Raw genomic sequence first — 12,270 nt, 5'->3', positions numbered from 1 at the left:
CTATGAAAAATCATAAAGTTCTTTATGATTTCCTTTACGTATGTTTATAAATTTTTTTATGGTTCCAAATTGTACAGCCACAACTAAAATTAACATAACTATATTTAACAACACTACGATTTCACTATGGATTAAATTGATGAATGCAGCTATTAGTAATAAAAAGATAACAAGATAATGTCTGTTTACATTAAATTTCATACCACATTTACCCGAAAAGTAGGTTCTACCTACAAAGAAGCAAATATATGAAATCCCTGTTGCTATAGCCGCACCAATAGCTCCAAAATGCGGTACCAACACTATATTTAAAATAATGTTTGGAATTATAGAAATGATCCCTATCCAGATATTCAAATAACTCTTCCTAGAAAATACGATTCCTAAACATGTTGTTTCACTAATCGTGTACATAATTGGTTGCAAACATAGAAACCCAACAACAAATTTGGCATCTTCATAGTTGGATGATAAGAGTGTAACAATTAAACCCTTAAAAGTTAGTATTCCAAAAAACAGAACTGACAATACTAAAAGTAGACCCTCACTTACTATTTTATAATGATCCATACTTTTACCTTTTTCATGCCACCGGTATGCAGTCGGAACCCAAAAACTAGTGAAACTTGTTTGAATAATAGTTAATGTAGCTACTATTCTTAATGTAGCCGTAAAAATTCCTAACTGATAAAAATCACTCCAAGCTCTTAGAGACAAACGATCTAGAGAATTGAGTAGATTTGATAATGAAGCTGAAATTAAAATTGGCAGCCCGAATGACAGCATTCTTTTTAATAAGACAGTATCTAGTTTGAAATCTTTTAAAATAAATAATTTCCTATATCTAAAAAGAAGATAAAGATCCCCGATCACTTGACCAATTGTCGTTGCATACACAATGGTTAAAAAATCACGTCTAACAAATATAATGAAAAACAAAGTGAGTACTAAAACTGCCAGTTTTACAAATATATTTAATAATGAATACTCTAGTGCCTTTTCTTCCATTCTTATGGATAGAAGAATAAATCGCTCTAATACCATGAAAACTATCATAAGTCCAAATAATATAGAGGAGAATTTATAGTTCGGACTATCAAATAACAGAATTGAAGTATGTTTAGAGAACAAGATTGTTAAGAGTAGGATAAATAACGAAAACACTAACGGAATAATGATAGCATTCTGAAATAAATTCTTTTTGTTTTTTTCACTGTGATATTCTCTAGTATAAGATTGGTCGATTCCAAGGTATATTAATGTAGCAAATATCATTTGAAATAATGCAAACATACTCGCTTTACCATACTCACTTGGTACAATAAAATAAGTAGTTAAAGGAATTGTTATCAAGCCAATAAATGCACCAGCTACTGGACCAACAGAAAATCCAACTAATTTTTTAATAAATATATTCATAATTTTAATTTAGATATAAATCTAAATTCACCCCAATTTAAAATACATATTTAATCCTCAAGTAATCTTAGCTTATTTATCCATTCTTTTAAAATAATACGAGAGCTAAAATCAGCTGCTCTTTCTATACTATATTGCTGTAATTTTTCTCTCTTTTCTTTGAAAAGCATTAATTCTTTCAACTCATTTGAAAACTTGCTAATATCATAGTTTTCTACTAATACCCCATACATTCCATCCTTTAAGATTTCAGTAGGTCCGTGGTTCGAAAAGCTCACTACTGGCAAACCAGTTGCCATAGCTTCAGTTAAAACCAGCCCAAATCCTTCCCATCTTGATGTGGAAATAAATATTGAACCTGATGAATAAAAGTCTGCTAATTCTGATTCAGATAGGGAACCTTTTAGTACAACCCTATCAACTAAATTATTATCTTGTATCATATTCTCAAATATTTCTTTATCTGACCCCGCCCCAGCAACGAGAATTCTCCAGCCTGGTTCCAAACTCTTGGCAATCTCTATTAAGTAATCAAGTCCCTTTTGTTTGATAACTAATCTACCAACAAAAATTATATTCTTATTATCTAAATTACTAATCTTTGGATTATTGAGCGTTAACGGATTATATATATAACACGAGTTTGAATTATACGATTTAAATTTTTGCATATCTTCTTCTGTTAAACAAACAACTAAATCAGCAGATTTTAAACCCCTAAAATAATCATCTAAAATGTTTTGATAGTAATTTTTAGTATAGATATCAAAATCATTATGCTGCCAAGCTACTATCTTTATATTGGGCAATGCTTTTTTAATATTTGGGATCAGTGCAGTAAGAATTCCCTGACACAATATCAAAATGTCACATTGACTTTCCTTAAGATAGTTTATTAAATCATTTGTTTGTTCTTTATATAGAAAATAAACTTCTAATGGTTTATTATTTATTTTATACTTTGCCTCATGTAACTTATAAACTATCTTTCTCTTAATCTTTCTTGGATTGATTACATGGGGTACCTTAATCTGATTATCTATATCGTAATAAAATTGATTTTTAGCTGAAAAATCAATTAATGATGTATTAATACCGAATTGTTGAAAGGAATTGGCTAATTGAATCGCTACTCTTTCTACTCCCCCCATACCGAATCCTTCGTTTACAATACATATATTTTTCAAAAGGAATACTTCCCTTCATAAACTAAGTAATAAATAAAATATAGCTACACAAAAAACATCTTGATAAAGTAAATACACAAAAGGAATAAGACTTCTAAAAATATGGGATAAAGTATTCCTCTTTATCCCAAGTAGAATATGTTATATGAACTAACCTCTGTTATTCCTATAACAAGTAATTTGTATTAAAAAGCATCTTTTGATCCAAATAACACAAGTACTGTTTTTAGAATTATATTTAAATCAAAAAGTACCGTACGTTTTTGAATATATTGAATATCTAATTCAACCATCTCTTCAAATCCCAGACTATTTCTCCCACTTACTTGCCAAAGTCCGGTGCAGCCTGGAGTAACCAGTAATCTCTGTTTATCAAACTCAGTATAGAGAGCAACTTCACGAGGAAGAGGGGGACGAGGTCCCACTAAACTCATATCCCCTTTTAGCACATTAAAAAGTTGTGGCAGTTCATCAATACTTGTTTTTCGAATAAACTTCCCTATTTTTGTGATTCGTGGGTCGTCCTTCATTTTAAACATAGCACCGGACACTTCATTATATTTTAAAAGTTCTTTTAATCTTTCCTCTGCATCTGATACCATGGAACGGAATTTATACATTTTAAATTCTTTTCCATTTAATCCTATTCTCTTTTGGGAAAAGAAAATTGGACCCTTTGGATCTTCTAATTTAATCAGAATAGCTACAATAATAAATAGAAAACATAATACCATAATCCCACATAAGGAACCGAAGATGTCAATAGTCCTCTTTGCTAGTAAATATGACTTTCTCTCTTTTGCTAGACTCGTTACATCCTTCTTAACAATAGACGTTGCCTCTTGATTCGCCAAATCAGACACCCTAGACCTCTTCCTTCCCTTATAACATTACTTTTTCTTTTTCTAATGAAGAAACTAGATTTGTTAAGTAATCTATCATGTCATCATGAAGGTCTTCATGTTGAAGTGCGAATTCAACGGTTGTTTTAACAAAACCAAACTTTTCCCCAACATCGTATCTTTTACCTTCAAAATCATAAGCAAACACTCTTTGAATCTGATTTAATTTTTGAATGGCATCTGTTAATTGAATTTCGCCGCCTGCTCCTTGTTCTTGTTGGTCAAGGAACATAAAGATTTCAGGAGTTAAAACGTATCTGCCCATAATTGCTAAATTTGAAGGCGCTGTGCCCGCTTTTGGTTTTTCAACAAAATTATTCACCTGGTATAATCTGCCATCTTGTGAAGCGGGATCAATAATACCGTAGCGATTCGTTTCATGGTCAGGAACGGTTTGAACCCCAATCACTGAAGATAAAGTTTCTTCATATTGATCAATCAATTGGCGTAAACATGGAGTTTCACCTTGAACAATGTCATCTCCTAATAGGACAGCAAAAGGTTCGTCTCCAATAAAGTTACGAGCACACCAAACGGCATGTCCAAGTCCTTTTGGCTCTTTCTGACGGATGTAATGGATATCTGCAAGATTGGTAGCAAATTGAACTCTTTCTAAAAGATCAAGTTTCCCCTTTTCTTTTAAGTTTTCCTCAAGTTCCATCGCCATATCAAAATGGTCCTCAATTGCACGCTTACCTTTACCAGTGACAATGATAATATCCTCAATTCCAGAAGCTACAGCTTCTTCTACAATATATTGGATTGTTGGCTTATCAACGATTGGTAACATTTCCTTTGGCATAGCCTTTGTTGCTGGTAAAAATCTAGTTCCTAAACCTGCTGCTGGTATAATCGCTTTTCTTACTTTTTTCATCTTTAATCCCCCATTTTTTTATTTTAATTATCTATTTGATTTTTTTCCTAGTTAATGTATTGGCAAAAATAAATATCTAATGGAACTGTAATTGCTCTCAGACTGGCCTTTTCATTAGATATTTATTAGGTTAATTTTTTGGGCATATATTCCATCCCTCGCACCATGCTCTCGCAGAAGAGCTTCGAAGGAAAGAGAAATAACTTCTAATTCCCACAGCATAATCGAGTGCCCCCATGAAAAACGGACAGGGTAGCCTGACAAATTAGGTATTGACCTAATTAATAAAGTTAATAATAATCAGTAACTCTCGGCATTTGGTTAATTAAAAAAATATGAACTTCTTTTTCTTTTTAATTTGTTCTGGAATTTCTTTTATAATAGACTTTCCAGTAATCAACATCTCAGCATTTTCACTGAATAGATAAACATAGTCTGTACCATATTCCTTGTCTATCAAATCATATGCCTCCATCATTTTAAAGGAACGGGAGTTAATGTTGTGGGCATCCGAAGCAATAAAATGAGTTAAATTAGCCTCTATGATTTGCATGGAGAAGTTCTTGATTTTTTTACCAAAATAACCGGAAAGACTTGAAGCTGTTACTTGCGTTAAGGACCCCTTTTCAACAAAGCGATACAGTATTTCAGGCCTCTCTATAATCTCAGAATTCCTTTCAGGGTGGACAATGATTGGGGTTAACCCTTTTACTTGGATATCAAACAATAATTTTTCTGCATATCGTGGGACGTGGTTTGAAGGGAATTCAACAAAAAGGTATTGACTATTATTTAGCGTTTGAATATCATTCTTTTCAAAATCTCCAATGATATCACCATATATTCTTGGTTCTTGTCCTGGAAGGATGGTAACATTTACTCCTGCGTCTTTTAGAGCTGTGTTTAACTTGTTCACTTTTGCTAGTATCAAATCTTTTCGGTTATCATATTGGTTATTTAAATGAGGGGTGGCGATGATGGTATGAATCCCTTCTTTTTCTGCTTCCTTTGCCATCATAATACTGTCTGATATATTTTTTGCTCCGTCGTCAATACCAGGCAAGATATGACAATGAATATCCACCATAATACGCACACCCTTTACAAAATATTGTCAGTAAAACACAACATTTTTCATATTATCACTTTACCTCATTAAGGTAAAGTGGTGCAAAATGTCGAATCTTGTTACTTTACACCATAATAGTAGTAGTAATTTGTGTCTTTCATTTTCTTATTATTTAAAACAACACCTAATAGTTTACTTTGAGCTGAATCTAGTAATTCTTTTGCCTTCACTACTTGATCTTTCTCTGTTTTTCCGCTAGAAACTACTAAAATAGTACCTTCACATTTATTAGCTAATATTTGCGCATCTGTTACTGCTAATAATGGCGGGGTGTCAAATAGAACAATATCAAATAAATCTAGTGCATCCTGATAAAATTGTTCCATTGCCTTCGAGCTTAATAATTCAGCTGGATTAGGAGGGATTGGTCCGCTTGTTAAGACAAAAAGATTCTTTTCTCCTGTATCAGCAACAGCCTTATCCAACGTCAATTGCCTAGTTAACACACTTGTTAGGCCGAATGTATTGGTTTGATTAAATGTATAATGAACCGTTGGTTTTCTCAAATCAGCATCTACAAGCAATACTTTTTTTCCTTGCTGTGCAAATACAACAGCCAGATTTGCAACTGTAGTCGATTTACCTTCCCCTGGTCCAGATGATGTTACCATTAACGATTTAACTTCGTTATCTACTGAAGAAAACTGAATATTTGTACGGATTGTTCGATACTGCTCTGAAATTGGGGATTTTGAGTCAAACTTGGTAATGATATTTCTTTTATTACTTAAAGCTTTCTTATTCTTTTTAAGAGCCAATCGTCTCACCTCTTAATCTAGCATTTTTCTCAGAACTTTTTTTCTTACTGTCTTTTAATTTTGAATCATCCATCGCAGCAATGACACCTAGCACTGATACCCCAAGCAATTTTTCGATTTCTTCCTCATTTTTGACGGTATTGTCAAGGTATTCTAAAAGGAAAGCTAATCCTACTCCAACCATAAGACCAACTACCATAGCAATAGCAATATTTAATAAAGGTCTTGGTTTTATTGGGGATATTTGGTCCGTTACGGTTGCTTTTGCCAGAATACTAACGTTATCTACATTCATGATATTTACAATCTCTTTTTTAAATACATCGGCTGTTGTATTGGCAATTTTTGCTGCCCTTTCAGCATTCTCATCCTGTACAGATAGGTTCACTACTTGTGAATCCGTTTCGTTTTGAACGGTAATTTTTCCATTTAGCTCCGAAACTGTCATATCTATATTCAATTCTTTAATCACTTTTTCAAGGATGGCAGGACTCTTTATAATTACGTTATAGGTATTTATTAACTGGAGATTCGTTTGTACTTCATTGTTCTGGTACGGAGACTGCTCATTTTTTGCCTGATTGACTAGCAATTGTGTGGATGTTTGATAGATAGGTGTTATGAAGAAATAACTTATCACACCACTGATTAGTATGGCTATAAATGTAATGTTCAATATTAAACTTAGTCGTTTGCGTAATGTTTCAAACAACTCTTTTAAGCTAATGGTTTCTTCCATGTTGTCCTCCCTTTATTTCCAAAAATAAGCCAATGTGTATTATAGCATAAATATTTCGACTAATGTTGACTTTATTTGTAAAGTTTTTGTTGTTTTTGTCATATATTTGTTTATTTCTTTCACCACTTTCTTATTTTACACTGTATTGTAATATTTTGTAGTTAAAAAGTGTAATTGGAATTATTTTTCAAAATCTTTTTGTTATAATGGATGTGCAGAATAATTTGGGGGTATCATAAATGAAGACTTTTTTTACTATACTATTAGGTATTGCCTGCCTTACGGTGGTCGTTTGGGGCCATTCCAATTGGAATAAAAAAATCGCCGTTGCTTCGAATCATCTATCCTCTTTCACGCAGGCCGATGGGGTTAGTTCGCAGAAGATTACTACTGGTTTTGATCAAGAAGAAATAGTAGCCTACACTTCTAATTGGCCTTCAACTGCTGTTAAAACATTTAAAAAAGCGATAAAAGAGAAAAAGGCCTACAAGATCCTTTTTGTTGGATCTCCAGCCATTGGTTCTGATACTGCTGGCAGCTATCCCAGCGTTAAAGAAAAGCTAATAGAGACATTTGGCAAAAAAAACATTCAAGTTAAGTTAAAAACTTTTAATTCAACTTCCACCAAGTTTATCAGTGATAATAAACAGGCTGATTTAGCTGCTGAAAAGGCTGATGTAATTGTATTAGAGCCATTTATTTTACTTAATAACGGGGAAGTATTACCAGAGAACACCCTAAAGGATATAACAAAGATTATGGATGATATTAAAGCTAAGCAGCCTGAAACAACATTTATACTTCAGCCATCCTATCCACTGTTTCAAGCTAAGTTCTATCCTAATCAGGTAGCCGTGTTGAAGAAGTTCGCAGAGGAAAATAAGATTGCCTATCTTGATCATTGGACAGCCTGGCCGGATCCCAATACAAATGCATTTAAAGATTACCTTCTGCCAGATGGAAGCGCACCAAGCGCAAAAGGATATGAGGTATGGAGTAATTACTTAATTAAATATTTTACTAACCAATAGCGAACTCTTCCGTAGAGTTTGCTTTTTTTAATCAACTTTATGTAAACGCTATTATTGAATATATAATAGAAGAAACTCGGTTTTTTTATTTTTTAAAAGTTAGTTGATTCAGAGGTTTTCTATTTTTCATCAACCGGCCACTTGTGAGTTAACAGTAATTATACCAAATGACTCTCAAAATATTCAGAGGCCTTTCGATGCAGCTTCAACTTCCCCCAATTTAAATAATATAGGTTTATAGTATTTAATCTCCATCTCTCGGAATAGTAGAATTTATTTATTAATCTTCAAATTTTTACCTCCACTTCATTCTTTTTACGGAAAATATAGTTTATAATATTCCTTATAAAGAACTATAGTTTTTTAGGAATATATGATTAAGGGAGTAGATGGGTTTGAAGAAATTTAGGTTTTTACTAGGTTTATTATTATTTTGTTTCATCGCAGTACCGATTAATGCACACGCGCAGGAAATTAAACCCGTACTTAAAAGTTTTAGCAGCAAGATGACCACAATCAATTTACCTGGAAAAGGTTTGAAGAAATCCTTATCCGTAAACCCGGGAGATTATCCCCTAAAAACAAACAACACATTTGTAGATTACTTGTTAGATAGCTGGTATACATATCACACTCTAACCTTTAATTCGGTTTCCAATTATTCCACCACACAAATGAATGTTAAAATTTTATACCAATCTGAATACGGATACTTAAAAGACCCATATCTTACGGTTGAGTTCCTAAAAAATAATGGGGGAACTTTACAGTACACAGGTGAAACTAATTTTAATACATATGGAGCGACTGCCGGTACGCTAAATTCTTTCGTTCCTAAATCAATGTACCAAGGCCAGCCCTACATTTATATGAGAGTAGGTGTTTCAGAGTATACGAGTGATCTGTATTACCAAGATGTTACTCAATTTAGAGTAGCGAACCCTTTCTATACTCCGCCAGTTGTTGACAGAACGCCACCTGCAAAGCCAACTGTTTATGCAGTTGACAATAATGATAAAAGTGTTAGCGGTAAGGCAGAAGCGAATTCAACGATTATTGTAAAAAAAGGAAGTACCACGATTGGTAGTAATAAAGCGAACTCGGCTGGATACTTCACTGTAACAACTCCCACACAAATGTCAGGTACACAACTAACCGTTTATGCGAAAGATGCTGCCGGAAATCAGAGTGCAGGCACTACCGTTACGGTGCTTGATAAAACGGCTCCAGGAAAACCAACTGTTTATTCAGTAGCTGATAACCAATCGATTATTAATGGAACGACTGAAGGAAACGCGCGAGTAGAGATTAGACAAGGATCCTCCTTGATAGGTCAAATCACTGCTTCAAGTACAGGTTCTTTTACTATTAAACTCACAGCAGGAAAGAAAGCAGGTACCATCTTAACCGTTTATGCGATCGATAAAGCGGGGAATCGCAGTGCAGGTACTTCCGTAACGGTGACGGATGTAACGGCTCCCGCTGTTCCAAGCGTAGGTAAAGTGACAACTACCTCGACCTCTCTAACTGGAAAAGCAGAGGCTGGTTCAGGGGTTTATATTTTTTATGGATCCAACCTGATCGGACAGGCAACAAGTGATCGTTATGGAAACTTCAAAGCAGCTATACCTCCTCAGAAGCGGGGCATAAAATTAGAAGTGCTGGCCATCGATCAAAGCGGCAATCAAAGTAATTCTGCTTGGGCAACCGTTAACTAACTTACTAGATAGAAACCAATGATTTGAGAGGAGCTCTTATGAAAACATTCAAACGATTATTTTGTATCGTCTTATCCAGCCTTCTACTATTCTCTTTTTCAGCTGGAGAAACGGCTCATGCTCTAACAGCAGGTCAGGGCTATGTGATCATTAATAACGAATCGACAGATGCTGATGGATACGCCTATACAGGATCTTTTACGATAAAAAACAAGAACTATACGATGAATAAGAAATTGCAGCCTAGTGCTTATAAAATGGATTTAGTCAAACCTTTTAATATCGCAAAACACAAAGATAGTAAAATCCGTCGAAAAACGATGTATACTCCTTTTGCTGTAGGAGACAGTAAAGCCTTTTGGGTAACCGATATTGAATCAGATTCGGATTATTCCATTACGGCGAAATTACTATACAGCGGCACAAAATCCAATGTATGGGTCTACAATAATCAAATTAGCTCTTTAGATGCTCAAAAGCTTGGTCAAGAGTTTGATAATAAAATTAAACCGATCGTCAATACCAACTTTGGAGTTGAATCAGATGTAGATGGGAATGGGAAAGTCAATATCCTCTGCTATGATATCCAGGATGGCTTTAGCGGAAGCGGCGGCTATGTGGCAGGATATTTCAACCCTTATGATTTATTTGATTTACCTGACTCCAATCAAATGGAGGTCTTTAACATCGATACCTACCCATCAATGGGAACGGGTTCGGTTAAGGATGTGACACAGGCTTATAGTACGTTAGCCCATGAATTTCAACACATGGTCAACTTTAACCGCACAGCCTTTATTGAAAACAGTACTTCCCAAATGGATACATGGTTAGATGAAGGATTATCAATGGCAGCTGAACAGATCTATACTGGTCAAGCATTAACGGATCGGATTGCTTATTATAATTACTCTGATTCGATCACAGATGGCCATTCGTTATTGTATTGGGATGACGAAGGTGACGTTTTGGCGAATTACTCCTTGTCCTATTTGTTTGCCGAATATCTCAAGCTGCAAGCAAACCAAGGCGACAAGATCTTTAAGGAAATACTGGAAGATCCAAACAATAATTATCGAGCAGTCGAAGATGTGATCCATAAATACATTGACCCTACTATGACATTTGGAAAGTTTATGACCTCATTCAGAGAAGCCTTATTATTAAAGCAGGCAACTGGACTGTATGGTTTTAAAGGGGATACTGCGTTCTCTGCGCTGAATCCAAAGATTTACAACGGTTATGGAACCGATCTGCACGGTGGCGGGGCAATCGTTAAAATAGCTGATTTACCATTTACAGCACCAGAAGATAAGGATTCGGATATCACTTATACGCTCTTAGGCGACGATACTGATATGACTGCACCGGTCCTTTCAACGGTTAATCAAGTGAGTGATCAGGATACCACCGTAACAGGCATAACAGAGGCTGGGGCGACCGTTTATGTAAAGAAAGGCAGCACACAACTCGGATATGCTGCCGCTGATGATTCAGGTAATTTCAGCGTACCTATTTCTAAACAAACTGGCGGTACCATCTTGTCTGTTTATGCTGTAGATGCAGCAGGGAACCCAAGTAGTACCACTTCCATAACAGTTAAAGATACAATCCCACCGGCTGCACCAAGTGTCAATCCTGTCAGTGATAATCAAACAACTGTGACAGGTAAAGCAGAAGTCGGAACAACGGTATACGTAAAATCTGGCTCAACCGTGTTAGGAACAGCTACTGCTACTAGTACAGGGTTTTCGGTAAAAATCATAGCGCAAAAGGCTGGAACCAAACTGACTATTTATGCTCAGGACGGCGGAGGCAATAAAAGTACTGATGTGACGATTATCGTCTTAGATAAGACAGCGCCTATAAAACCAGCTGTATCAACAACTATTAAAGATAATCAAACGGTTATTATCGGAAAGACAGAAGCGGGTGCAAAGGTAGTCATCAAGGCCGGAAGCACTGTCTTAGGCCAAGGTTATGCTGTTGGCTCAGGAACTTTCGTAGTCAAAATGGTTCGTGCCCAAAAGGCAGGGACGGTTGTCACGATTTATGCGAGTGATACAGCAGGTAATCAGAGCCAAACTTTGGTAACGGTTGTTGACAAGACTCCTCCTGCCGCTCCGAGTGTTAATAAAGTGACGTATAAATCAACGACTGTGACAGGGAAAGCGGAGGTTGGAGCAACGGTTTATATTTATAAGGGCACTAGCCTGGTAGGAAAAGCGGTTTCCGACCGGTACGGTAATTATAAAGCTGCCATAAGAGCACAGGCAAAGGGATCTACTCTTGATGTGTCCGCAATGGACAAAGCGGGTAATCAAAGTCGCTCGGTTTTTGTAAAGGTATATTAAAAATGGAGGACTCTTACATTCGTTGTAAGGGTCCTTTTTTATATAATGGGGGTCTTGGGGGGTACCTGCCAGTTTGAGTCTTTTACCGGACACTTTGGCGAAAATACCTGCCGGTTTGGAAAAATACCTGCCATTTTTGAATTTTACCGGCCAATTTTT

Annotated in this window: 10 protein-coding genes; 3 read left to right on the top strand and 7 right to left on the bottom strand. The window is 35.4% G+C overall.

Annotated elements, in window-relative coordinates; all coding sequences use genetic code 11:
• From M3226_RS26115 to M3226_RS26085, 7 genes are all read right to left on the bottom strand, one after another.
• A complete protein-coding gene (locus M3226_RS26115) occupies positions 1-1,419 on the bottom strand; it encodes an oligosaccharide flippase family protein (RefSeq protein ID WP_251571664.1) in 1,419 nt (472 codons plus the stop codon).
• Positions 1,420-1,469: 50 nt separating this feature from the next.
• The gene (locus M3226_RS26110; protein WP_251571663.1) at positions 1,470-2,606 is read right to left on the bottom strand and encodes a glycosyltransferase; all 1,137 of its coding nucleotides are present in this window, start codon (positions 2,604-2,606) and stop codon (positions 1,470-1,472) included.
• Between the two features lie 185 nt (positions 2,607-2,791).
• A complete protein-coding gene (locus M3226_RS26105; RefSeq protein ID WP_251571720.1) occupies positions 2,792-3,436 on the bottom strand; it encodes a sugar transferase in 645 nt (214 codons plus the stop codon).
• 52 nt (positions 3,437-3,488) lie between these two features.
• Positions 3,489-4,382 (bottom strand): UTP--glucose-1-phosphate uridylyltransferase GalU, encoded by an 894-nt coding sequence (gene galU, locus M3226_RS26100; protein WP_251571661.1) that lies wholly within the window; start codon positions 4,380-4,382, stop codon positions 3,489-3,491.
• A gap of 325 nt (positions 4,383-4,707) precedes the next feature.
• Positions 4,708-5,469, bottom strand: coding sequence for a tyrosine-protein phosphatase (locus tag M3226_RS26095; protein WP_251571659.1), 762 nt, complete (start codon positions 5,467-5,469; stop codon positions 4,708-4,710).
• A 101-nt stretch (positions 5,470-5,570) separates the two neighbouring features.
• Positions 5,571-6,269 carry a CpsD/CapB family tyrosine-protein kinase gene (locus M3226_RS26090; protein ID WP_251571657.1) on the bottom strand — a complete coding sequence of 233 codons (699 nt, stop codon included), beginning with the start codon at positions 6,267-6,269 and terminating at the stop codon, positions 5,571-5,573.
• Complete coding sequence (locus tag M3226_RS26085; RefSeq protein ID WP_251571656.1) at positions 6,259-7,008, bottom strand: YveK family protein; 750 nt, start codon at positions 7,006-7,008, stop codon at positions 6,259-6,261. The genes M3226_RS26090 and M3226_RS26085 overlap by 11 nt, the downstream gene beginning before the upstream one ends.
• Before the next feature lie 239 nt (positions 7,009-7,247).
• Between M3226_RS26085 and M3226_RS26080 the strand changes: the two genes are divergently transcribed.
• The 3 genes from M3226_RS26080 (at position 7,248) to M3226_RS26070 (ending at position 12,111) form a co-directional block, all read left to right on the top strand.
• Positions 7,248-8,039 (top strand): SGNH/GDSL hydrolase family protein, encoded by a 792-nt coding sequence (locus tag M3226_RS26080; protein ID WP_251571654.1) that lies wholly within the window; start codon positions 7,248-7,250, stop codon positions 8,037-8,039.
• A 395-nt stretch (positions 8,040-8,434) separates the two neighbouring features.
• The gene (locus M3226_RS26075) at positions 8,435-9,757 is read left to right on the top strand and encodes an Ig-like domain-containing protein (RefSeq protein WP_251571652.1); all 1,323 of its coding nucleotides are present in this window, start codon (positions 8,435-8,437) and stop codon (positions 9,755-9,757) included.
• Between the two features lie 38 nt (positions 9,758-9,795).
• A complete protein-coding gene (locus M3226_RS26070; RefSeq protein ID WP_251571650.1) occupies positions 9,796-12,111 on the top strand; it encodes an Ig-like domain-containing protein in 2,316 nt (771 codons plus the stop codon).
• Positions 12,112-12,270 lie beyond the last annotated feature (159 nt).

This window comes from Neobacillus cucumis (assembly GCF_023715505.1).
The sequence above is the reverse complement of the archived record's forward strand: the minus strand, read 5'-3'. Positions and strand labels throughout refer to the sequence as shown.